The sequence below is a fragment of the Methylosinus sp. RM1 genome, assembly GCF_011378635.1.
Classification (GTDB): domain Bacteria; phylum Pseudomonadota; class Alphaproteobacteria; order Rhizobiales; family Beijerinckiaceae; genus Methylosinus; species Methylosinus sporium.
This window is the reverse complement of the sequence record NZ_WOVC01000010.1, coordinates 101,917-124,613: the sequence shown is the minus strand read 5'-3', so window position 1 is coordinate 124,613 and position 22,697 is coordinate 101,917. Positions and strand designations below refer to the sequence as shown.

Annotated in this window: 22 protein-coding genes; 10 read left to right on the top strand and 12 right to left on the bottom strand. The window is 66.5% G+C overall.

Going from position 1 to position 22,697, the window contains the following annotated elements; translation table 11 throughout:
• Positions 1–18: 18 nt before the first annotated feature.
• Together FMZ75_RS09610 and FMZ75_RS09605 are read right to left on the bottom strand one after the other, a co-directional pair.
• Entirely contained in the window at positions 19–684 is a 666-nt protein-coding gene (locus tag FMZ75_RS09610) for a M48 family metallopeptidase (protein WP_246728878.1), read from the bottom strand.
• Between the two features lie 174 nt (positions 685–858).
• Positions 859–1,068, bottom strand: a complete 210-nt coding sequence (locus FMZ75_RS09605) for a cold-shock protein (RefSeq protein WP_018264633.1) — start codon at positions 1,066–1,068, stop codon at positions 859–861.
• 376 nt (positions 1,069–1,444) lie between these two features.
• Between FMZ75_RS09605 and FMZ75_RS09600 the strand changes: the two genes are divergently transcribed.
• The gene (locus tag FMZ75_RS09600; RefSeq protein WP_142861320.1) at positions 1,445–1,693 is read left to right on the top strand and encodes an acyl carrier protein; all 249 of its coding nucleotides are present in this window, start codon (positions 1,445–1,447) and stop codon (positions 1,691–1,693) included.
• 7 nt (positions 1,694–1,700) lie between these two features.
• Here FMZ75_RS09600 and FMZ75_RS09595 read toward each other — a convergent pair whose 3' ends face one another.
• The 3 genes from FMZ75_RS09595 to ruvC all read right to left on the bottom strand — a co-directional run bounded on the left by FMZ75_RS09595 (position 1,701) and on the right by ruvC (position 3,551).
• On the bottom strand, positions 1,701–2,066 hold the full coding sequence (locus FMZ75_RS09595) for a hypothetical protein (RefSeq protein ID WP_166142459.1): 366 nt from the start codon (positions 2,064–2,066) through the stop codon (positions 1,701–1,703).
• Positions 2,067–2,173: 107 nt separating this feature from the next.
• Positions 2,174–2,788, bottom strand: a complete 615-nt coding sequence (gene ruvA / locus FMZ75_RS09590) for a Holliday junction branch migration protein RuvA (RefSeq protein ID WP_166142457.1) — start codon at positions 2,786–2,788, stop codon at positions 2,174–2,176.
• A gap of 238 nt (positions 2,789–3,026) precedes the next feature.
• Positions 3,027–3,551, bottom strand: coding sequence for a crossover junction endodeoxyribonuclease RuvC (ruvC, locus tag FMZ75_RS09585; RefSeq protein ID WP_166142455.1), 525 nt, complete (start codon positions 3,549–3,551; stop codon positions 3,027–3,029).
• 164 nt (positions 3,552–3,715) lie between these two features.
• Here ruvC and FMZ75_RS09580 point away from each other — a divergent pair, with 164 nt between their 5' ends.
• Positions 3,716–4,771, top strand: a complete 1,056-nt coding sequence (locus FMZ75_RS09580; protein WP_246728877.1) for an FRG domain-containing protein — start codon at positions 3,716–3,718, stop codon at positions 4,769–4,771.
• A gap of 53 nt (positions 4,772–4,824) precedes the next feature.
• Here the strand turns inward: FMZ75_RS09580 and FMZ75_RS09575 are convergent, their stop codons facing one another.
• The 3 genes from FMZ75_RS09575 to FMZ75_RS09565 all read right to left on the bottom strand — a co-directional run bounded on the left by FMZ75_RS09575 (position 4,825) and on the right by FMZ75_RS09565 (position 6,847).
• Positions 4,825–5,955 carry an L-lactate dehydrogenase gene (locus FMZ75_RS09575; protein ID WP_166142453.1) on the bottom strand — a complete coding sequence of 377 codons (1,131 nt, stop codon included), beginning with the start codon at positions 5,953–5,955 and terminating at the stop codon, positions 4,825–4,827.
• A 28-nt stretch (positions 5,956–5,983) separates the two neighbouring features.
• Positions 5,984–6,253 (bottom strand): cobalamin B12-binding domain-containing protein, encoded by a 270-nt coding sequence (locus FMZ75_RS09570; RefSeq protein WP_166142451.1) that lies wholly within the window; start codon positions 6,251–6,253, stop codon positions 5,984–5,986.
• A 159-nt stretch (positions 6,254–6,412) separates the two neighbouring features.
• The gene (locus FMZ75_RS09565; RefSeq protein WP_108918624.1) at positions 6,413–6,847 is read right to left on the bottom strand and encodes an iron-sulfur cluster assembly scaffold protein; all 435 of its coding nucleotides are present in this window, start codon (positions 6,845–6,847) and stop codon (positions 6,413–6,415) included.
• Between the two features lie 130 nt (positions 6,848–6,977).
• On the opposite strand from FMZ75_RS09565, the gene folE reads away from it, so the two are divergent.
• The 4 genes from folE to FMZ75_RS09545 all read left to right on the top strand — a co-directional run bounded on the left by folE (position 6,978) and on the right by FMZ75_RS09545 (position 10,163).
• Entirely contained in the window at positions 6,978–7,607 is a 630-nt protein-coding gene (gene folE, locus FMZ75_RS09560) for a GTP cyclohydrolase I FolE (protein ID WP_108918625.1), read from the top strand.
• A gap of 22 nt (positions 7,608–7,629) precedes the next feature.
• Positions 7,630–8,028, top strand: coding sequence for a phosphoribosyl-AMP cyclohydrolase (hisI, locus tag FMZ75_RS09555; protein WP_108918626.1), 399 nt, complete (start codon positions 7,630–7,632; stop codon positions 8,026–8,028).
• Between the two features lie 32 nt (positions 8,029–8,060).
• Positions 8,061–8,999: a glutaminase gene (locus FMZ75_RS09550; protein ID WP_166142449.1), complete on the top strand. Its 939-nt coding sequence runs from the start codon at positions 8,061–8,063 to the stop codon at positions 8,997–8,999.
• Positions 9,000–9,131: 132 nt separating this feature from the next.
• A complete protein-coding gene (locus FMZ75_RS09545) occupies positions 9,132–10,163 on the top strand; it encodes a patatin-like phospholipase family protein (protein WP_142861309.1) in 1,032 nt (343 codons plus the stop codon).
• Positions 10,164–10,205: 42 nt separating this feature from the next.
• On the opposite strand, the gene FMZ75_RS09540 is transcribed toward FMZ75_RS09545, so the two are convergent.
• Both FMZ75_RS09540 and FMZ75_RS09535 read right to left on the bottom strand, forming a co-directional pair.
• Complete coding sequence (locus FMZ75_RS09540; RefSeq protein ID WP_166142447.1) at positions 10,206–10,637, bottom strand: CBS domain-containing protein; 432 nt, start codon at positions 10,635–10,637, stop codon at positions 10,206–10,208.
• 63 nt (positions 10,638–10,700) lie between these two features.
• Positions 10,701–11,483 (bottom strand): rhomboid family intramembrane serine protease, encoded by a 783-nt coding sequence (locus FMZ75_RS09535; protein WP_142861307.1) that lies wholly within the window; start codon positions 11,481–11,483, stop codon positions 10,701–10,703.
• 162 nt (positions 11,484–11,645) lie between these two features.
• On the opposite strand from FMZ75_RS09535, the gene FMZ75_RS09530 reads away from it, so the two are divergent.
• Positions 11,646–12,242: a PAS domain-containing protein gene (locus tag FMZ75_RS09530; protein ID WP_108917727.1), complete on the top strand. Its 597-nt coding sequence runs from the start codon at positions 11,646–11,648 to the stop codon at positions 12,240–12,242.
• Between the two features lie 317 nt (positions 12,243–12,559).
• On the top strand, positions 12,560–13,624 hold the full coding sequence (locus tag FMZ75_RS09525; protein WP_166142445.1) for an ATP-binding protein: 1,065 nt from the start codon (positions 12,560–12,562) through the stop codon (positions 13,622–13,624).
• On the opposite strand, the gene FMZ75_RS09520 is transcribed toward FMZ75_RS09525, so the two are convergent.
• Both FMZ75_RS09520 and FMZ75_RS09515 read right to left on the bottom strand, forming a co-directional pair.
• A complete protein-coding gene (locus tag FMZ75_RS09520; protein WP_166142443.1) occupies positions 13,625–14,491 on the bottom strand; it encodes an ATP-binding protein in 867 nt (288 codons plus the stop codon).
• A gap of 517 nt (positions 14,492–15,008) precedes the next feature.
• On the bottom strand, positions 15,009–19,178 hold the full coding sequence (locus FMZ75_RS09515; protein ID WP_166142441.1) for an SEL1-like repeat protein: 4,170 nt from the start codon (positions 19,176–19,178) through the stop codon (positions 15,009–15,011).
• A 402-nt stretch (positions 19,179–19,580) separates the two neighbouring features.
• Here FMZ75_RS09515 and FMZ75_RS09510 point away from each other — a divergent pair, with 402 nt between their 5' ends.
• Both FMZ75_RS09510 and FMZ75_RS09505 read left to right on the top strand, forming a co-directional pair.
• Complete coding sequence (locus tag FMZ75_RS09510; protein ID WP_166142439.1) at positions 19,581–21,371, top strand: acyl-CoA dehydrogenase C-terminal domain-containing protein; 1,791 nt, start codon at positions 19,581–19,583, stop codon at positions 21,369–21,371.
• 92 nt (positions 21,372–21,463) lie between these two features.
• On the top strand, positions 21,464–22,672 hold the full coding sequence (locus FMZ75_RS09505) for an acetyl-CoA C-acetyltransferase (RefSeq protein ID WP_166142436.1): 1,209 nt from the start codon (positions 21,464–21,466) through the stop codon (positions 22,670–22,672).
• Positions 22,673–22,697: the final 25 nt, after the last annotated feature.

Sequence of the window (22,697 nt, the reverse complement as noted above, 5' to 3'; positions counted from 1 at the left end):
AAAGAACGCAGAGCCGGCTCAGATGTCGCGGCCCTCGACCTCGAAATGCAGGCGCTCCTCCGCCTTGCGCCAGTCCTCGCGGCGCGGATCGAGCGCGCGGGCGCGGCGATAGGCCTCGAGCGCGCGCGCCGGCGCGCCGATGCGCTCCCGTAGAGCGCCGAGCGTTCCGAACGCGTCGAAACGGCGCGGCTCCAGTCGCACGGCGGATTCGAGATCACGCTCGGCGCCGTCGAGATCGCCGAGCGCGATGCGGACGCTGGCGCGGCCGACCAGCGCCTCCGCCCATTGCGGCTCGAGCGTGACCAGGCGGTCGAAGAGATCGAGCGCGAGAGATTCGCCGCCGACGCTCACGGCGGCGAGCGCGCGGCGCATCAACAGATCGGCCGTGGGCGAGCCCGACCGCGCCCACAGCCGGCCGATCGCCTGGGCGAGCGCGGCCTCCTCCTCCTCGCTCTCGGCGAGCGACAGGCGGCGGATGAGATCGTCGAGGGAATCGCGCGCGAATTGCGGCGCCCGCTCGGGCTCCGGCTCGACCGGCGGCGCCGGACGGCGCTGCGGCGAGAACACGCGCGCGCCGGGCGGCAAGGGAATTGGAATGCGTCCTATGCCCGGAATCTCGATGAATTGCTGCTCCGCCCCTGCGGCGAGCACGCCGGGCGCGGCGACAACCATAGCCGCGAGCATTGCGGCGAGAGATCGGGACGAAGGCGCGAGGCGCATGAGGCGACTGTAGCGCAGGCGCCGGCCGCGAGACAATAACGAAGAACGAGACAAAAAAGGCGAAAACGATGAAAATGACCAAAAGGGCCGCCACGATGCGGCGGCCCTCTTGTCGAAAGCCTCAGAGCGCCGAAAGCCTCAGAGAGCCTTGAGCTGGTCCGCCGAGGACTTGCCGGTGCGGCGGTCCTGCGCGATCTCGAAGCTCACCTTCTGGCCCTCGCGCAGGTCGCGCAGGCCGGCGCGCTCCACCGCGCTGATATGGACGAAGACGTCCTTGTCATCGCCGTCGGGCTGAATGAAGCCATAGCCCTTCTGGGCGTTGAACCACTTTACCGTTCCAGTCGCCATTCGTCTCTCCGAACATAGAGGAGAAGGCCCGCCTGCGCGGGGCCGGGTCGATCGATGTCAGGGAGAGGTCGTCAGCGGCTCCGTCTCCGAAGCGCGCGCAAGTCGCCGGCCGAAAATCGATGCCGGAGAACATAGAGGGCCGAAACGCGCCCGGCAATGGCGGATCACGCTATGGGCCATAAGTAATTACCGAGAAAGAAAGGATTTCCTAACCTCTACAATTCGAAAGGCCGCTCCGGTTCACGCCGCATTCATGCCGGCGCCGCGATCTTAGCGTCGGATTCACGATCATAGCGTCGAATTGTCGCCGAATGATCGTGGTCTGCGACGAAGGGGCGCAACCGCCCCCGGCGCGGCAAAGGAGCGGAGAGTAAAAGTGATCGACCTCGTTCGGCAAGCCATCGACGAGCATGGACGCCTGTCGGCGCCGGCGCGTGAACTCGGCGTCAATTCCGACCTCTATGAGCTCGGCCTCACCTCCTTCGCGGCGGTGCGCATCATGCTCGCGCTCGAGAACGCCTATGGCGTCCAATTCCCCGAGCATATGCTGCGCCGCCGCAATTTCGCCTCCATCGGCGCCATCGTCGCCTGTCTGCGCGAGCTCGAGCGCAAAGCCGCGGCCTGAGCCCGGCTCAGATCCGCGCGCCCGAGGGACAATAGCGCGCCTTGCGATCGACCCCGGCGGAGAGCGCCGCCGGGAAAACGTCCAGCCGCGGGCCGAAGGCGAGCCGCGCGGGCGTCACCGGCCGCGCCGAGGCCGCCCAGCTCTGGAAAGCGGCCGACCGCCCCTCCCTCGTCTCGCGCAGGGCGAGCTTTTCCGCGCCCGGCTCCGGCGTCAGCCCCTCGAGCCCGCATTGGGCGAAGAGCGGAATGCGATAGGCCGGGGGCGGCGCCGCGCAGGCGCGCTCCATCAGCACGACGATGGTGAAGAAGACGAGCGCCGAGAAGGCGACAAAAAGCGCGCCGATCTGACGCGCGCCCAAATCTGCTCGTGACATTTTGGACCCCTCGAGGCCGCGAACCGGCCGAGAGTGTCAAATGGAGCGGCGCCCGCGCCCCTCCAGCGCGAGCGCGGGACATGATTAGCGGGGAGTGACCGCACCCGTCAGCCCGCCAGCTCCTTCAGCCCGCGGCGGATGAGCGCGCCCGTATCCGCTCCCTCGCCCATCGCCTCGAGGCTCTTGGCGACGGCCGCCGCCGCCTGCGGGCGCCCATAGCCGAGATTGACCAGCGCCGAAATGGCGTCCTGCGCGGCCTGGGGCGCCGCCGCCGGCTCCTCGCCGGAAAGCCGCGCCACCACCGGATCGATTCCGGCGAAGGCCGGGGCCTTGTCCTTCAGCTCGGCGACGATGCGCGCGGCCAGCTTGGGGCCGACGCCGGAGGCGCGCGCCACCATCGCCTTGTCCTGCCCCGCAATGGCCGAGGCCAGTTCGCCCGGCGAGAGAATGGACAAAATGGCGAGCGCCACTTTCGAGCCCACCCCCTGCACGCTCTGCAGCAGGCGGAACCAGTCGCGCTCGGCCTCCGACGAAAAGCCGAACAGGCGTATGGCGTCCTCGCGCACCTGCGTCTCAATGGAGAGCGCCGCCGCCTCGCCCACGGGCGCGAGCTTTTGCAGCGTGCGCGCCGAGCAGCTCACCACATAGCCGACGCCATGCACGTCGATGATGACGTGATCCTCGCCATAGGAATCGACGATTCCCTTGAGCTTGCCGATCATCTCGCCCCCGCGATGAAGGCCGATCCGATGCGTCCACCGGATGATGGGGTGAAGCTTCCCTCATCCTGAGGAGCGGCCGCAGGCCGCGTCTCGAAGGACGAGGGAAGCGTCACGCGCCGCCTTCTGGATCTCGCCCTCGTGCTTCGAGACGGTCGCTGCGCGACCTCCTCAGCATGAGGGCGAGGGTGATTGTTGCCGGACCGCGAGCCTTCAGGCTCGCTCCTCGAACGAAAGCCGATCATCGCGCCCCCGCGGCGAGCTTGCGCGCGGCGACGCGGCCGGCGCGATGATGGGCGTGGCAGATGGCGACGGCCAGCGCATCGGCGGCGTCGGGGCTCTCGGCCCGGCTCAGCGGCAGCAGCACGCGCACCATCATGCCGATCTGCGCCTTATCGGCGTGGCCATTGCCGACCACGGTCTTTTTGACGACATTGGCGGCATATTCCTCCACCTCGAGCCCGGCGAGCGCCGGCGCCGCCAGCGCGACGCCGCGCGCCTGTCCGAGCTTCAACGCCGATTGCGGATCGCGATTGACGAAAGTCTCCTCGATCGCCGCCTCATGCGGCGCATAATCCGCGATGATGCGCGCGAGGCCGCGCTGCAATTGCGCGAGCCGCTCGCCCATGGAGGCGTCGCCGTCCGAATGCAACGAGCCGCAAGCGACAAAGGAGAGCCGCGAGCCGCGCGACGCCTCGACGAGCCCCCAGCCCGTGTTGCGAAGGCCCGGGTCTATGCCGAGAATGCGAATCGTCTCATCCGTCATGGCGGGAGGTTAGAGGGAAAGGGCGGCGAGGGGGAGGGGCGGAAGATGCCAATATCCGATACTGTTGAAAGTTAGAAAATTGGATTCCTCCAAACCTTACAAAGTGGCACCGCTGAATTTCGGCCGATAAACAAAAATAGACGACTTTTGACTGAGGCAAGAAAATGGGCGAGATCGTGTGGACAATGGAAGCTCCAGGAATCGAAGTTGCGCACGCACAAAGCGCAAATGATTTCATATCTGCGCTTCGTCGGTCACATACCCACTGGTGGGAAAACGGCCAAATTCCGTGGGTCTTTCGAGGCCATGCGAACGAAAACTGGCAATTGCTGCCCTCTGCATGGCGAACGTCCGACACGGTAATCAACGCTTGCCGAGACGAAGCGACACGCCGATTCGATGCTATTAGACCGAAGCAAGAGTTACGTTGGCAATGGTCAAACTATCAATCACATCCTACGACGTTTGGCGCCAAGGATGAAGTGCTTCAAAGAGCGCTCACCATAGAGTGCACTGCTGAACTCCTTCCAGTATGGGATTTTGTCCTGAGGTGCGACTCTTTAGGGCTATCGACACCCTCAATCGGCTTACCGCCAGACGCTGCAGAAAACCCCAATTGGCTCTGGCATCCCGAACATCCACTGGTAGGCGACGAGTTTCTCAATTATTTTGACTTGCCTCCGATACTCGCTTTGGCGCAGCATCACGGCTTGCCGACCCGCTTGCTCGATTGGACGCTTGATCCAGTCGCCGCCGCGTTTTTCGCGATCGAAAACTTAACTTCGCCCATTCGTGGATCAAATATTGCCGTCTGGGCGCTTCACCGGCAACGCGTATCTGAAGCTAAGACTGAAGGCGTCGAATTCCCCGCGCACTTGACTGGCGCTCCGCGCGTCGATCCACAGCTTAGAATTATACGGACGCCCGCGCGAGATAATCCGTATTTAGCAGCGCAGTCAGGACTGTTCACTACCGTGGCCGCGTCCGGCGTTTTCTTCATGCAAAACGACGGCTCCCGCGCAGCAGTAGAAGATCTTGTTGTGAAATCAAATTGCAGGAGGGTAATCCTACGAAAACTTGTCCTTTCTCATGATCATGTGGGTGAATTAGGGGAAATTCTAAGTCGAGAACGCGTCTCTCGTTCTGCGCTGATGCCAACAATGGATAACGTTTCAACAGATGTACGGCGACTATGGCAACGTCACTTATCTCACCTCTGACATTCGGCAGGCCTCTTTGCCGATATTGGCCTCTTAACTCGTAGGCAAAACCCTCACCCCAAAATCCCCCGCCCCACGCCCCTCACCTCCCCCACCCCGCACAACATCATCCCCACCCGCAGCTCCGCCGCGAAAATATCCAGCACGTTCTCCACCCCCGCTTGGCCCGCCGCGGCCAGCGCATAGGCGTAGGCGCGCCCGAGCAGCACACCCTTGGCGCCCAGCGCCAGCAGGCGCAACACGTCGAGGCCGGAGCGGGCGCCGGAATCGGCGAGGAGCAGAAGATCGTCGCCCACCGCATCGGCGATGCGCGGCAACATGCGCGCGACGGAGGGCGCGCCGTCGAGCTGGCGGCCGCCGTGATTGGAGACCACGATCGCCTCCACGCCGCAGCGAACGGCGTCGCGCGCGTCGGCCTCGTCCAGCACGCCTTTCAGAATGATGCGGCCCGGCCAGCGCGCGCGCACCCAATCCAGCGTCGACCAGTCGAGCGTCGGATCGACATTGGCGGCGATGTCGCGCAGATAATTCTTCTGCTTCATCGCGCCGCCGAGATAGGCCGCGACATTGCCGAGATCATGCGGCCGGCCCATGAGGCCGACATCATAGGCCCAGGCGGGCCTCGCCAGCGCCTGCAACAGGCGCCGCTGCGGCGCGAATGGCCCGGCCATGCTGGAATGCGCGTCGCGATAGCGAATTCCGAGCGCCGGCAGATCGACGGTGAAGACGAGATGCTCTATCCCCGCCGCTCGCGCCCGCGCCAGCATATTCTCCATAAAGCCGCGATCTTTCAGCATATAGAGCTGCAGCCAGATCGGCCGCGCGCTCGCCGCGGCGACCTCCTCCAGCGGGCAGACGGAGAGGGTGGAGAGAATGAAGGGCACGCCCTTTTTCGCCGCCGCCCGCGCGCCCTGGACCTCGCCGCGCCGCGCGAACATGCCGGACATGCCGATGGGCGCGATCAGCACCGGCAAATCCGCCGCGACGCCGAGCCACTCAGTGGAAAGATCGACATTCGCGACGCCCTGCATCACGCGCTGGCGCAGAGCGACGCTCTGGAGATCGGCCATATTGGCGGCGAGCGTGCGCTCGGCGCCGGCGCCGCCGTCTATATAGTCGAAGAGAAAGCGCGGCAGGCGCCGCCGCGCGGCCTCGCGATAATCGGCCGCGGAGGAGATAATCATCGCTTGTCCTTCGAGGATTGCGCGGCGCTCATGCGAATTTGCCGATCGCCTTGGCGGAGGCGATTGCGCGGAAGGTGTGGAAATTGGGGCTCGCTCGGGTTTCGCGGCAATAGCGGGCGAAATCCTCGGCGCTGACGTCGATCATGACGACATCCCAGCCGCTCGCGCGCCAATTGGCGATTTCCTTCGCTTGGAGGCGAAGCCATTTGTCGTGAGTGTCGGCCGGATAATTATCGACGCTGTGACGCAAAAGCTCGTGATCGGCCGCAGTGACGCGCGGGAGATAGGTCGTCGGCACTCGAACTCTCCAATGGCGCGCGCCGTCGCGCGCCGACGCCTTATCTGGGCCGCGGCGCTATGAAAAGCGCGCAACGCGTCGTCGCCGGCCCGTCGGAGACGAGCCGGCCCGAGCGGCGCCGTCTCGCGCCGCGCCAGAGGGAACGCCGAAGCGCCCCCCTCAGCCCTGTCGCTTCTCGATCTGGTCGATCGCGTCCACGACGGCGTCGAAGGTCAGGAGCGTCGAGGCGTGACGCGATTTGAAATCGCGCACCGGCTCCAGAACGGCGATGTCCTCCCATTTTCCCTGGGGTGGAGCGCCGTTTTCCTTCAACATCTTGCGGACGGTCTCGCGCAGGTCGCGCAGCTCTTGCGGCGTGGAGCCGACAATGTTGCGCGCCATGATCGAGGAGGCCGCCTGGCCGAGAGCGCAGGCTTTGACCTCATGTGCGAAATCCGCCACTTTTCCATCCGACAGGGTGAGATCGACCGTCACGGTCGATCCGCACAGCTTGGAATGGGCGGTGGCGCTTGCATCTGGAGCGGCGAGACGACCGATGCGCGGCGTCTGCGCGGCGAGCTCCAGTATGCGCTGGTTGTAGACTTGATCGAGCATTGTGGCCGATAAGTTGCTAGCGGGGGGGTTACGTGGATTCCTTCCACTGAGTATATAATTCCGCAGGCCGCGTTGAAAGCGGCCGTCTTCCCCGAAGTGGTCGGGCCCGTAGTCTTTCTGGAGGCGCCACATGGATGCCGTGGTTAAGTCCTTGCTCGACCGTAAAGAGACGGCCGAGACGCCCGTCCAACGTCCGACCCGCGAGGAAGCGGAGGCGGCGGTGCGCGTGCTGCTGCGCTGGGCGGGCGACAATCCCGACCGCGAAGGCCTCAAGGAGACGCCGCGCCGCGTCGTGAAGGCCTATGAGGAATTCTTCCGCGGCTATCAAGAGGACGCCGGCGAGGAGCTGGCCCGCGTCTTCGAGGAGGTCGAGGGCTATGACGACCTCGTGCTGGTCCGCGACATTCCGTTTTTCTCGCATTGCGAGCATCACGTCGTCCCCTTTGTCGGAAAGGCGCATATCGCCTATTATCCGACCGGCGGCGTCGTCGGCCTCTCCAAGCTGGCGCGGCTGGTCGACGTCTACGCCCGCAGGTTGCAGACGCAGGAGGCGATGACGGCGCAGATCGCCACCGCGATCAATCAGCATCTGACGCCGCGCGGCGTCGCCGTGCTGGTGGAGGCGGAGCATATGTGCATGTCCATGCGCGGCGTGATGAAACAGGGCTCCTCCACGGTGACGGTGCAGTTCTCGGGCGTGTTCCGGGACGATCCGGCCGAGCAGGTGCATTTCTACACGCTGCTGCGCGGCGGCCGCTGAACCCCTTTCGGGAGACGCTTTCATGTCCGCTCTGCCGCCGGCCGAGGCCCATGCGCTCGAGGAAGGACTCGCCTTCGCGCCGCGCTATGACGCCCAAGGGCTCATCGTCTGCGTCACCGTCGAGGCGGCGACTAGGGACGTGCTCATGGTCGCCTATATGAACGAGCTGGCGCTCGCCAAGACGCTGGAAACCGGGATCGCCCATTATTGGTCGCGCTCCCGGCAGAGCCTGTGGCGCAAAGGCGACACCTCCGGCCAAGTGCAGAAGGTGGTGTCGCTCGAGGTCGATTGCGACCAGGACGCGCTGCTGATGACGGTCGAGCCCGGCGGCGACGGCAAGTCCTGCCATACGGGCCGAAAATCCTGCTTCTATCGCCGCGTCGAAGGCGGCGCGACCCCGCGCCTCGTTTTCCGAGACTGAACGTCTTCCGCTCGGGCGCTCGTGAGGCAGTCGTGACCGAACTCGAAGCAGCCGTGCAGGAAATCGCCGCCGAAATGGCGGCGCGGCCCGATCGCGGCGAGGTCGCGAGCTATATTCCCGAGCTCGCGGGCGTCGATCCGGGCGCTTTCGGCATTGTCGTCATCGACGCCGACGGAAACGCCGTCGCCGGCGGCGACGCCGACACGCCTTTCTCGATTCAGAGCGTCTCCAAGGTCTTCACGCTGACGCTGGCGCTCGGCATGGTCGGCGATCTTCTGTGGCGGCGCGTCGGCCGCGAGCCCTCCGGCAATCCGTTCAACTCCATCGTGCAGCTGGAGCGCGAGCGCGGCGTGCCGCGCAATCCCTTCATCAACGCCGGCGCCATAGCGGTGACGGATGTGATCCTGTCCGGCCATCAGCCGCGCGAGGCGCTGGGCGAGATTTTGCGCTTTTTGCAATTTTTGGCCCAGGACGAGACGATCTATGTCGACCGGGCGGTGGCGGAATCGGAGAAACGCACCGGCTTTCGCAACATAGCGCTCGCCAATTATATGAAATCCTTCGGCGTGATCGCCAATCCGGTGGATTTCACGCTCGGCGTCTATTTCCACCATTGCGCCATCGCCATGACCTGCCGGCAGCTGGCGATGGCGGGGCGCTATCTCGCCCATTCCGGCCGTATCCCCTCCACCGGATCGTCGGTGGTCTCGCCCGAGCGCGCCCGCCGCATCAACGCCTTGATGCTGACCTGCGGCCATTATGACGGCTCCGGCGAATTCGCCTATCGCGTCGGCCTGCCCGGCAAGAGCGGCGTCGGCGGCGGCATATTGGCCGTCGCGCCCGGCAGAGCCTCGATCGCGGTTTGGTCGCCGGGCCTCGACGCCAATGGCAACTCCCATCTCGGCCGCATCGCGCTGGAGAAGCTGGCGCGGCGCATGGGCTGGTCGATCTTCGGAACCGAGCCGGCCTGAGCCGAGCCGCCGATCCAGCCCCCTCGCCGCCGCGACGGCGCCGTTAACCGCCCCGCTACTTTATGCGCGCAGCCTTCCGCCCAATATAAGAAAAACCAAGACGGGCGGAGACGGCGAAGCAGGAGAGGCGCGATGACGGCCTTTTTTCGCAATCCCTTCGACAGATGGGCGCCGGATGGCGGCGGCGGCGTCGATGCGCCGCCCATCGCGCGCGAGCCGACGCCCCCGCCCGCGACCGCCCGGCCCAAGATCGGCCTCGCGCTCGGCGCCGGCGCGGCGCGCGGCTGGTCGCATATCGGCGTGCTGCGCGAATTGGCGGCGCATGGCATTGTGCCCGATGTGGTCGCCGGCACCTCCATCGGCGCCGTGGTCGGCGCCTGCTACGCGGCCGGCAAGCTCGACGCCGTAGAAGCCTTCGCGCGCTCAATGACCAAAAGGCGCGTCTTCACTTTCATGGATATCTCCTTTTCCGGCATGAGCCTCATCGGCGGCGAGCGCCTGCGCGCGGCGCTCGAGAAAGAGCTGACCGACCTTTCGATCGAGGATCTGCCGCTCCGCTTCGCCGCTGTCGCCACCGAGGTCGGCACGGGGCACGAGGTCTGGCTGAAGCGCGGCGCGCTGGCGCCGGCGGTGCGCGCCTCCTACGCTCTGCCCGGAATTTTCGAGCCGGTGCGCATCGGCGACCGCTGGCTCTTCGACGGCGCGCTCGTCAATCCGATTCCGATCACAGTCTGCCGGGCGCTGGGCGCCGATTTCGTGATAGCGGTCAATGTCACCGCCGATACGATGTATCGCTCCCATGTGATCCACGACCACCACGCCCATGCCGCCGGCGGCCGCGCGAAAGAAAGCGCGCCTTTCGTCGACGCCTCGGAGCCGGGCCTCGCGGCGCATCTGCTGCCGCGCTATTTCCAGCGCCGCCCCGGCGCCGCGCCCAATGTCGCGGCCTCGATGATCGACGCCTTCAACATCATTCAGGATCGCATCTTGCGCTCGCGCATGGCGGGCGATCCGCCGGACGCCACCATCCACGCCCGCCACGAGGACGTCGGCATGTTCGACTTCCACCGCGCCGAGGAATTGATCGAGCTCGGCCACGAGGCGACGAAACGCTCGCTGCCCAACATCTTCGCCCATATACCGCTGGTCGGCGCGACGCCGTGAGCCGCCGAAAGCGGCTCCGGCGTCACCCTGGCGGAGCGGCTCTCAGGCCGTCGCTATATAGGCGCGCAACTCCTGGCGCTCGGACTCGATCTCGTCGATACGGCATTTGACCACATCGCCGATCGAGACGAGGCCCGCGAGACGCCCCTCGCGCAGAACCGGCAGATGACGGCGGCGCTCCACCGTCATCGCCTCCATCGTCGCTTCCAGCGTATGATCCTCGCCGATCGACATGGGATCGACGGTCATGAAGCGCGCGACCTCGTCGCAGAGCGCCTCGACGCCACGGCGCGCTATGGCGCCGACGATATCGCGCTCGGTGATGAGGCCGACGACCTCGTCATCATCGTCGACGACGACGAGCGCGCCGATGCCGCGGCTGGTCAGCTCCTCCGCCACTTGCAGCAATGTCCGTCCTGGCGCGATGGTGACGACCTCCGCCCCCTTGCGGGCGAGTATGCGGGCGACGTTCATATGAAATCCCTCCCCTCTCGCTAGTTTATCTTATCGCTCTCGACCTGCGGCTAGTTGTTGCGGTTACTCACGGCCTCCCTCGCGCCGGCGGTCGAATGCGCCGAACAGCAAAAGGCCGGCCGCGAAGCCTCCGACATGCGCCTCCCAGGCGATCTGCTCCGTCGACCCCGCCGCCCCGGGGAACAGGCCGAAGATCAGATTGACCGCGAACCAGAGTCCGACGAAAGCGAGCGCGCGCCGGTTGGACCAGAGCTCGGCGAGGCTCGCCGCGCGCCGCGACTCGTGCGGGACGCCGAACTGCGCATCCTGGGCGAAAGCGAAACGCGCGCTCGCCGCCATGGTTCCCGAGATGGCGGCGGAGGCGCCGACGACCGGACCGAGATCGAAGGGATGGACCGCGAAATGCGCCGCCGCGCCCGCCGCCGCCGTCAATGCCAGAAAGGCGAGGAAGCGCGCCGCGCCGAAACGGCGCGCGAGAGGCGAGCCGAAGGCCGCGAGCGTCACGCCATTGACGGCGAGATGCGTCCAATTGGCGTGCAGCAGCGCATAGGTCACGAAAGTCCACCAGGGCAGATGCTCGGCGCCCAGAGCCTCGGCGATATCGCCGGCCTCGACGCCGGGCGCGAGCTCGCCCGCCAGGGAGCGCATGAAAGCCTCCGGCGCGAGGACGATGGAAATCCGCGCCGGAACGAAGGCCAGCGCCGAGAAAATCTCGGAGACCCACGATCGCGGCAGCGCGCCCGCAGCGATCTGGATCGCCGCGAGCGCGATGAGCAGCGCCGTCACCTCACGGGGCAGATTGAGGATTTTCTCTCTCTCGGGTCTCGCTCCCAAGCGCTCGTTCATGTCTCTTCCGTCTTCGAATTGTGCGGACAGCCCTTCCGCGTGGTTACCGATTCCTTGCCGCTGGCACGCGGCCTGCTCTTCAGCTCTCGCCGCTCGGGGGCGGGCGGCAGGGCGCGCCGATTCGACGCAAAGCCCTTCACGATACGCCGTTTTGGAAACAAAATGAGACACAAGGTCAACCAGCAACTCTACGCCTATTGGAGCCGCCTGAAAGGGGCGCGGTCGGCTCCCGAGCGATCCGAGATCGACCCGGCGGAGATTCGCGAGGCGCTGCCCGACTCCTTCATCATCGAAATCGATGAGGCGGGCCGCTTTCCGATCCGGCTGTGCGGCACACGGCTCAATGCGCTCTGGCTCGACGAGCAGAAAGGCAAGTCCTTTCTCGATCTGTGGTCTCCCGACGACCGTCGCACGCTCGCCTCGGTCATGCTGACCGTCATCGACGGGGTGGCGCCTGTGGTCGCCGGAGTCGAGGGGCGCGCCGGCGACGACGGCGACCTATTGGAGCTCGAGCTGCTCCTGCTGCCCTTGCGTCATTTCGGCAAGACGCACTCCCGCGTCCTCGGGGCTCTCGCGCCCGCCCGTCGTCCGCGCTGGCTCGGCGTCGCCCCGGCCGATCCGCTGCGGCTGAAATCCTTTCGCATCATCGCGCCGAGCGAGGCGCGCTTTCGTCTGCTGGAGCCGGCCAGCCGGCGCGTGGTGCGCCCCGCCGCGGCGGGGCGGCCGGAGCTCGTTCTCTATCGGGGCGGCAAGGTGTGACGCGCGGCGCGCCCCCGATCGGGAGGAACGCCACGAAGGGCGCTCACACTCCGCCCCGCAATACAGGCGGGCCGAGCCGAAGACGTTCGAGAGAATAGAACCGAATTTAATCGAATTGTCAGCGCTTCAAAACACATTCGACTCGGCACAGTCCTAGCTATTCGGCAAATCGAGCGAGTGTCGTGTCAATTTTTTCTTTACCTCGGCGTGGCCTCAGGCCAGTATTCGCAAAGGGAGACTGTATTCGGAGAGACGAGAGCTCGATAATGCGCGCGGAGAAACCGCGCTGCGGCCGGATACGATCATAAGGAGGGAGAATGTCGGAGGCCGCGACGGCCGACGACTGGCGTCGACTCGTGTTCGATGAGACAGTCGCGGGGTTTCTGCTCGTCGACCAATTGGGGAAGATCATCGGCGCCAACGCCTGGGCGCGGCGCATGTTCGGCTTTGTCGCCGAGGCGGAGATCGTCGGCCTGCCGCTCTCCCTTCTGCTGCCGGGAGCGTCGCCGGTCGCCGGCGGCTCCGATCTCGGCCTGCAAGGCCTTCGCCGCGATGGGGCGCGTTTTCCGGTCGATACGCATTTCTCCTCGCTCGCGCGCGACGGCGCGACGATCCTTCTGGCGATGATCGTCGATCTGCGCGAAACCAACGCCGAGGAGGCGGCGCTCATCGTGCGCGCCGAGGAGCTCGAGCGCGTCAATGAGCGTCTCGCGCGTTTCGCCTTCGTCGCCTCGCAGGATCTTCAGGAGCCGCTGCGCAAGATCGCGGTCTTCGGCGATCTGATGGAGGAGGCCATTCTGCGCCGCGACACGGACGAGATTCTGCGCGCCAATGAGGTGATGCGGCTTTCCGCGCTGCGCGCCCGCGCGCTGGTGCAGGATCTTCTGTCCTTCTCGCGCATCGTGAACGATGAGCTCGAGCTCGCCTCGTTCGATCTGCGCGCGGCGATCGAGCTCGCGCTCGCGGCCTTGTCGCAGACGATCGCCGAGACCAGAGCGCAGGTGGAGATCGATCTGCCCGATGTCGCCATCGAGGCCGACGCCACGCAATTTCAGCGTCTGGTGCAGAATATTCTCGCCAACGCCATCAAATACAGAAAGCCCGGATTGCCGGCGACGATCGACGTCAGGGCCTTTCGCGACGAGAATTCGCTCTGCCTCGCCATAGCCGACGAGGGCATCGGCTTCGAGGCGCAATATGCGCACAAGATATTCGAGCCGCTGAAACAATTGCACAGCAAGGTCGATTATCCGGGCTCGGGCGTCGGCCTCGCCATCTGCAAGGCGATCGCCGATCGCCATGGCTGGCGCCTCAGCGTCGAGGCGCAGCCCGATGTCGGCGCGACCTTCTTCATCGCGCTGCCGCTCCGCGACGCGAGCTGATCAGCCGTCGAGGCGCTCGCCCAGCCGTCCGGCGAGCTCCTGCACATATTGCCAGGCGACGCGCCCCGAGCGCGCGCCGCGGGTGATCGACCATTCCAACGCCTCGCGCGCGATCTCTTCTCGCGGCGCATCGAGCCCATGATGGCGGGCGTAGCCGAACACCATGGCGAGATAATCGTCCTGCGAGCAATTGTGGAAGCCGAGCCAGAGGCCGAAACGATCGGAGAGCGAGACCTTCTCCTCCACCGCTTCGCCGGGATCGATCGCCGAGGAGCGCTCGTTCTCCATCATGTCACGCGGCAACAAGTGCCGCCGGTTGGAGGTGGCGTAGAAGAGGGCGTTGCGCGGCCGCCCCTCGACGCCGCCCTCCAGCACGGACTTCAAGGATTTATAGCTCGTCTCGGCGCCGTCGAAGGAGAGATCGTCGCAAAACAGCAGAAAGCCGAACGGCTTTTCGCGCAGAATGGCGAGCAGCGTCGGCAGGCTCTCTATGTCCTCGCGATGAATCTCGATGAGCTTCAGCGGCCGCAAACAATCCTTCTCGCGCGCGACGGCCGCATGAACGGCCTTGACCAGCGAGGATTTGCCCATGCCGCGCGCGCCCCACAGCAAAGCGTTGTTGGCCGGCAGCCCGCGCGCGAAGCGGCGCGTATTGTCGATGAGCTGATCGCGCTGCCGCGCCACGCCCTCGAGCAGCGAGAGATCGACGCGATTGATCTGCGCGACCGCCGAGAATTCGCCGCGCGCCGCCCGCCAGACGAAGGCTTCCGCGCAGGAAAAATCCGGCGCGCGCGGCGGCGGCGGGGCGAGCCGCTCCAGCGCGGCGGCGATGCGCTCGAGCAATGCGAGCTTGTCCTGATCCGACATGAGGGCTCCTCGCCCGCGCGACGGGCGCCGCGCGGGCGCCGTCTTATAGCAGAAGCGGACTGCGCGCGAAATTCATCCCGCCTGCGCACGAGCGCGCCGGGCGCGTCTCTTCTGCAGCCAGCGGATGAGTCCGGTGACGAACAGCAGCGGACAGAGCAATCCGCTCGCCATCATCATCAGTGCCCGTCATGCCGAAAGCCTGTCCCGAATGACGCGGCCATTGCCAGCGTAGGAAGGCGTCCCTTGCCGTTCCATGCGCCGCCTCGAGCACGTCGAGAATCTGCCGGTCGCGAATGACCTCGCTCGGCGCCGCCTGCACCGATTGCGGCGTGTCGATGAGCGGCGTGTCGGTCCGCGTGGCGCTCGACGTCGAGGAGCGGGCATAGCCCGTCTCGCGCGAGCCGTCGCCGGAGCCGCCGCGAGCGCGACCGCCGCGGTCTTCAGCTCGTCGCCCGTTCTCGGCCTGGCGCGAGGCGTCGAAATCCGTCCGCCTGTCGCCGCGGCGACACAGGGACTTTCAGAGCGCCGAGACTTTCGGCTTGCCGACGGGCTTTCCTTCCGGCTTGGCGGGCGCCTTGGCGTTCTCCCAGCCGCCCGGGGGCGGCGGCGCGTCATTGGCGGCGCTGTCCGGCTGCTTGGGGCGGAAGCCGTCGACCAGCGCCTTGGCGGCCGCCATGTCCTTGGAGTCGAGCCGGGCGCGCACCTCGTCGCGTTTCTTGCCGGCGTCCTCGTCGCCCTGCGCGGCGGCGGCCGAGAACCAAAGATATGCCTGCGCCAGATTCTGAGGAACGCCGAGGCCGCGGGCGCAGAGAATGGCCAGATTGAACTGGCTGTCGCGCACGCCATATTCGGCCGCCTTGCGGAACCATTGCGCCGCCTGGTCGTAGTCCGGCTTGCCGTCGCCGCCGCCGGCGAAGAGCACGGCGAGATTATGCATGGCGCGGGCGTTGCCGGCGTCGGCGGCGCGCTTGTACCAGGAGAGCGCCTTGGCGTAGTCGCGCTCGACGCCCATGCCCTTCTCATAGATGGAGCCGAGCCGATATTGCGCCGGGGCGAAGCCCTTGTCGGCCGCCTTCTCGAACCATTGGAAGGCGAGCTTGGGATCGCGCGGCGCGCCGCCGCGGCCCTCCGCATAGCGCAGGCCGAGCTCATATTGCGCATGGGCGTCGCCGGAGGCGGCGATCTCCTTGATGGTCGCGAAAACATCCTGGCGCGGCGTCACGGGGGCGGTCGCCGCCGGCGTTCCGATCGCGCCGACCGGCAGAGGATCGATGGTCTGCGCGCCGAAACGTCCGGGGGCCGGAGCCTGCGGATTAGGCGAGAAGGAGCCGACGCCCGAAGCTCCGGGCGCGAGCGAGGGGACGCCGAGCGGTTTCGGAGAGAGGGCCGGCGCTTTGGCGGCGGGCTCCGCCGCGGAGAGCGCCGCGGGAGCGGAAGTCGCGGCGGCGGGCGCGCTCGGCTCCGCGGCGGCGGCGTCCTTGGCGGAAGGCGCGGGCGCGGCGGCTTCCGGCGCCGATTTCTCGGCCGGGACGGAGGCCGTCGCCTCGCTCGGCTCCGCCTGAATGGCGGAGGCCTGCGGCGCCGGATCGTCGAGCGTGACGCGGGCGATCTGATAGGCGCCATAGAGCAGCACCAGCACGCCGACGCCGAGCAGCAGCGGCCGACGCCGCGATTGCAGCGCCGCGCCCACTCCGCCGCCCGTCGCCGCGACTCGCTCGGGCTCCTGTTTCTGCTCGGCGGCGATCTTCTTGGCCGCCTTGCCTTGCGCCGCTTTGCCCTGCGCCGCGGCGGCCTGGGCGTCGACCGCGGCCTGCTGGGCGGCGCGGCGCGCGGCCGCGATGAAATCTTGCTGCACCGAGCCGGAGCGATCATTCTCGCGGGAGATCGTCGGCTCGCGGCGCGGACGGCGCTCGCCCGGCTCCAGCAGCATGTCCTCGACGTCGCCGACCGGCGCCGCCGGCTTCACCCGCGCCGCGGCGCGGGGCGGGGCCTCGGCGGCGGCCGGCTTGGCCTTGCGCAGATTGGTCAGCTCGTCCTCGAACATGGAGAGACGTTCGACGACGCGCTGCAGCGTCTCATGGACGGCGGCGAGCGTCTGATTGGTGCGATGGCCGGCCTCGTCCTGGAAATTGCGGAGCTCGGAGAGCTCCTTTTCCAGCGCCTCCTGCAATCCGCCAGGAACGCCGCTGAGGGCGGTCGCGTCGCGCAGCGCATCCTGCGCGGCCTCGCGGGCGGCGATCTCGGCGACGCGCATGGTGGAGCTGCGCGTCTCCTCGACTTTGGTCGCCAGCGCGCCGAGCGCGCGCTCTATGGCGGAGAAGGAATCGGCGTTGATATCGGAGCGGTCGAGCCGCTCCGCCAGTCGGCCGATCTGCGCTTCCAGCGCGGTGAAAGTGGTGCGGTCGGCGTCCGGATCGAGCGCCGCGTCCATCTTCTGCGCGAGCTGCCCGACCAGCTCCGCCAATTGCAGATTGGCGTCGTCGGCGCGCCGGCGCGCAGTCGAATCGATGCGCGCGGCGAGCTCGGCGTGGACATGGTCGATACGCTCGGCGAGCGCCCGCAATTGCTCCGAGCCCGCCGATTTCTGCGCGCCGGCGGCGACCGGCTGCAAACGCTGCTCGAGCTTCTCGATCTTGCGGCCGAGCTCGTCGAAGCCCGGATGAACGATTCTTGCCTCTGTCGCCGCGTCGATCTTCTCGGCCAGCGAGGCGAACAGCCGCTCGAACTGATTGGGATCGACGCCGGAGCCGCCGCGCTTGCGTTTCATCTCCGCGCGCAGCTCGTCCATATTCTTGGCGATCTCACGCAATTGCTCCGCATCGGCGGATTGCTGCGTGGGAGCGGCGGGCTGGTGGAGCCGCTGCTCGAGCTTCTCGATCTTGCGGCCGAGCTCGTCCACGGGATGGACGATCTTGGCTTCGGCCGCCGCATCGATCTTTTTGGCGAAGGAGGCGAAGAGCTGCTGGACCTGATCGACGTCGACGCCCGCGCCGCTGCGCTCTATGCGCGCGGCGAGCGATTTGTGGACCTGCTCGATGCGCTCGTTGATCTCGTCGAAGCGCTTGCCGCCGCCCGATTTCGTCGAGATGTTGTCGAGCTTGGCTGCGAAATATTCGAGCCGGCGCTCGAGCGCGGCGAAGGAGCCGCCGATCTCGGTGGAGACGATGGAGCGAATGCTCTGCACGAGCTCGCTCACATCCTTGGCCGTCGCGACATTGACGCCGGCGCTGAACTCATCGACCTGCGTCGTCAGCGCGGCGATGCCGGCCTCGAGCTTCTCGATCGGCAGAGGACGGCGGGAAACCGCCTTCAGCAGCTCGTGAATCTCGCGCGTTTCGCCGGCGATCGCGTCGATGGCGGCGCGATCGGCGCCGCCGGCGGCATGATGCTCGGCGAGCTTGTCGTTCAGCGCGCGCACTTCCTCATAGAGGACGGCGACGATGCGGCTCGGATCGAGATCGCGCAGGATGGAGGCGAGATCGGCGGTGAGACGCTCCACCGGCGCCAGCACCATCTCCTCGACGCCGTAGAGACGCTGCGCCTCGACGCGCTCGGTCAGCTCGCGCAGCGCCGATTCGACGGCGGCGACGGAGGCGCGCGGCGCGAGATCGACGAGGGCGCGGGAGAGGCCTTCGAGATCACAGCGCAAAAGGTCGATCTGGGCGACGACGGCCGCCTGCTGCTCGCCCTGCACGCTCTGCTCGGCGCGGGCCGACATCAGCTGGCGCGACAGCGACTCGATCGATTCGGCGAGACCGTCGAAGATCGCCGGCCGCGCTTCGATCGCCGCTCTGGCGACGAAATCGCCGCCCGCCTGATCCTCGAGCGCGCGCTGGCGCTCGGTGATCTCGGCGACGGCTTCCGCCAATGGACGCCGCGCGGCGGCGCGACGCTCGCGCTCCTGCCGGCTGTCGCGCTCCTGTCTCTCGCGTTCCGAATTCTCGCGCTCTTGCTTTTCTCGTTCTTGACGCCGGCGCAGCTCGGCGGCGCGGCGCTCCTCGGCTTCCTCGTCCAGCCGCGCCGCAATTTCGGCGAGCCGCTGATCGAGCGCGCCGAGCGCATTCTCGAACTCATAGGCGCGATCGTCGTTGGAGAGGCTGTCGATGCGCGCCTCGAGCCGGGCCAGCGCGTTGCGGATCGGCCGCACGCCTTCATCCGGGCGGGTGGTGGCGATGCGCTCCTCTATGCGGCCGAGCCGATCCATCACCGCGCCGATATCGTCGCCGAGGCGCGCGCGGCTGGTATGATTGCGGTCGATCAGCTTGGCGAGGCCGGAGAGGGCGTTGGCGGTCTTGCGCTCGCTCTCGGCCGAGCGCCGCTCGAAGAGGGCGACGGCGTCGTCGACGATGGCTTTGGCGTCGACCTCGGCGCGGCCGCGCGGCGCGAGCGAGCGGAAATCGTCTTCCGGCTCCTCGTCGCGCAGGTCGCGTCTCGGCGCGGCGTCGCGGCGCATGCGGCCGCGATCATTGCGTCCGTAGAGACGCGAGCGCAGCGCGCGTCGGCGCGCCGGAGCGCTCGGCTCCTCGTCATCGACGGCGGAAGAGCGGTCGTCGAAATTGGCTTTTTCTTGGATCACATCGTCGAGCCAAGCGGAAAGGCTCTTGCCCGATCGTCGTGCGGCGGCGCGCGCGACATCGCGGGTCTCGTGATCTATACCCTTGAAGCTCCAGGGAAATGCCTCTGTCATCGGATATCCGGCGGGCTCGACCCGTGTTGGCCTGGGGAAAACTGGACGAGCGACGACTCGAGAGGCGCGAATCGCGCCGGAACGCTGTGAGGGCGGGGTACGCCGTCGCCGGGGACTTTCCTTCGAAGAAGGTAAATAAAGGGTAAACGCTTGCGCGGAGCCGACCGCGTGGCTCCCCTATTGCGCGGGAGCGGCCGGCTCTCTACCTATTGCTGCGCAGGACGCACGTAACGAACCCCCGATTCGCACGCATTATGAACGACTTGTCTTTCGGCGTCCAAACGCGTTCGACGTTGCGTTTTCGTAACCGAGACAGGCGCATGATCGTCGAGGAGCCGGCCGACCCCGGGAAAACGCCTATATCGAGATATCACCTAACGGATCCGCGCAGGGAGGGCTCTCATGCCGATCTACAAGGCCCCGGTGGACGACACTCTCTTCCTCTTGAACGACGTCCTGCATTTCGAGCGCTATGGCAATCTGCCTGGATTCGCCGACGCCACGCCCGACGTTCTGGCGCAGATCATCGGCGAGGCGGGCAAAATCTGCGAGGAGCGGCTGCAGCCCTTGAACCGCAGCGGCGATGCGGAAGGATGCCGGCTGAATGCTGCTGGCGAGGTGACGACGCCGGCCGGCTTCGAGGAGGCCTATCGCGAGTTCGTCGCCGGCGGCTGGGTGGGGCTGGCGGTTCCGCCCGAATATGACGGACAAGGCCTGCCTTATACGTTGGCCGTGGTGATGAATGAATTCGCCTCGGCGGCCAATATGTCCTTCGCCATGTATCCGGGCCTGACGCAAGGCGCGCTCGCCGCGCTGCTGCGCCATGGAAGCGAGGAGCAGAAGCGCCTCTTCGCGCCGCCCATGGCGGCGGGCCGCTGGACCGGCACGATGAATCTGACCGAGCCGCAATGCGGCACCGATCTCGGCCTGCTCACCACCAAGGCGAGCCCGCGCGAGGATGGCTCCTACTCTATCAGCGGGCAGAAGATTTTCATCTCCGCCGGCGAGCATGATCTCGCCGAGAACATTATCCATCTCGTGCTCGCGCGCATCGAAGGCGCGCCGGCCGGGGTGAAGGGAATCTCGCTCTTCATCGTGCCGAAATACGAGGTGAATCCCGATGGGACGCTCGGCGCGCGCAATGCCGTGCGCTGCGGCGCGCTCGAGCATAAGATGGGCATTCACGGCAACGCCACATGCGTGATGAATTATGACGGCGCCAGGGGCTTTCTCGTCGGCGAGCCCAATCGGGGCCTCAATGCGATGTTCGTGATGATGAACGAGGCGCGGCTCGGCGTCGCCGTGCAGGGTCTCGCGCAATCGGAGGTCGCCTATCAGAATGCGGCGGCCTACGCCAAGGAACGCCTGCAAGGACGCGCGCTCACCGGCGCGAAGAACGCCGGCGGCGGCGCCGATCCCATCATCGTGCATCCGGATATTCGGCGGGGCCTCATGGAGATGAAGGCCTTCAACGAGGCGGCGCGCGGCCTCGCCCTCGCCACCGCGCTGGACAGCGATATTGCGCATCGCTCGGAGGACGCGGCGGCGCGTCAGATCGCGGAGGATCGTCTCGGGCTGCTGACGCCGGTGCTGAAGGGCGTGCTCACCGATCTCGGCTTCGAGAGCGCGGTGAAGGCGCAGCAGATCTGGGGCGGGCATGGCTATATAGACGAGAATGGCGTCGAGCAATTCGTGCGCGACGCGCGCATCACCATGATCTATGAGGGCGCAAACGGCATTCAGGCGCTCGATCTCGTCGGCCGCAAATTGGCCAAGGACAATGGCCGCGCCGCAATGGCCTATTTCGCCGAGGTGAGCGACTTTATCGCCCATGACAGTTCCGACGAGATGAAGCCTTTCGTGGAGCCGCTGAAGGCCGCGCTCGGCGATTTGCAAAAGGCCACGATCTGGCTGATGCAGAATGCGCTCGCCAAGCCCGACAATGGCGCCGGCGCATCTTATGATTACATGCATCTCTTCGGCCGCGTGGCGCTCGGCTACACATGGGCGCGCATCGCCCGCGCGGCGCTCGCCAAGAAGAAGGAGGCGCCCGGCGACGGCGCATGGCTCGACGCCAAGCTGACGACGGGCAAATTCTATATGGAGAAGATGCTGCCCGAGACGGGCTTTCGTCTGGCGCGCATCACGGCGGGCGTCGATACGCTGATGAGCCTGCCGGCGGAGATGTTTTGATAAAGCGAATAGCGAATAGGGAGTAGCGAATAGAGAGAGACGAGCTATTCGCTACTCCCTATTCGCTATTCGCCCAGCAACGGAGTTGCTTCATGCCCGAAGCCTATATCTACGACGCCGTGCGCACGCCGCGCGGTCGCGGCAAGCCCGATGGCTCGCTGCATGAGGTGTCGAGCCTCGGCCTCGCCGTCACCGCTCTTTCCGCGCTGAAGGAGAGGAGCAATCTCGACGGCGCGCCGGTCGATGATGTGATCCTCGGCTGCGTCGATCCGGTCGGCGAGGCCGGCGGTGACATCGCCCGCGCCGCGGCGATCTCCGCCGGCTATGGCTATGAGGTTCCCGGCGTGCAGATCAATCGCTTCTGCGCTTCCGGCCTCGACTCGGTGAATTTCGCGGCCGCGCAGATCATGTCCGGCCAGCACGAGCTGACCATCGGCGGCGGCGTCGAGAGCATGAGCCGCGTCGGCATCGGCGCCTCCGGCGGCGCCTGGCCGGTCGATCCGACCATCGCCATTCCCTCCTACTTCATGCCGCAAGGCGTCTCCGCCGATCTCATCGCGACGAAATACGGCTTCTCGCGCGACGACGTCGACGCTTATGCGGTGCAGTCGCAGCAGCGCGCCGGCCGCGCCTGGGAGGAGAAGCGCTTTTCGAAATCCATCGCGCCGGTGAAGGACGTCAACGGCCTCACCATTCTCGATCGCGACGAACATATGCGACCCGCGACCGACATGCAGTCGCTCGCCGCGCTGAAGCCGTCCTTCGCTTTCTTCGCCGAGCAGGCGGGCTTCGACGCGGTGGCCATTCAGGCGCATCCCGACGTCGAGAAATTGAATCATGTGCATCACGCCGGCAATTCGTCCGGCATTGTCGACGGCGCCGCCGCTGTGCTGCTCGGCTCGCGCGAGGCGGGCGAGCGCCATGGGCTGAAGCCCCGTGCGAGGGTGCGCGCTTTCGCCAATATCGGCTCCGAGCCGGCGCTGATGCTGACCGGTCCTGTCGATGTGACGAAGAAGCTGCTCGCCAAGGCAGGCATGAGCCTTTCCGACATAGACCTCATAGAGGTGAACGAGGCTTTCGCCGCTGTGGTGCTGCGCTTCATGCAGGCTTTCAGCCTCGACGATGCAAAAGTGAATGTGAATGGCGGCGCCATTGCGCTCGGCCATCCGCTCGGCGCGACGGGCGCGATGCTGGTCGGTACGGCGCTCGACGAATTGGAGCGCAGCGGCAAGTCCACGGCGCTGGTGACGCTCTGCATCGGCGCGGGAATGGGAACCGCGACGATCATCGAGCGCGTGTGAATTTCAAGCCTGCGGGAGCGACCCG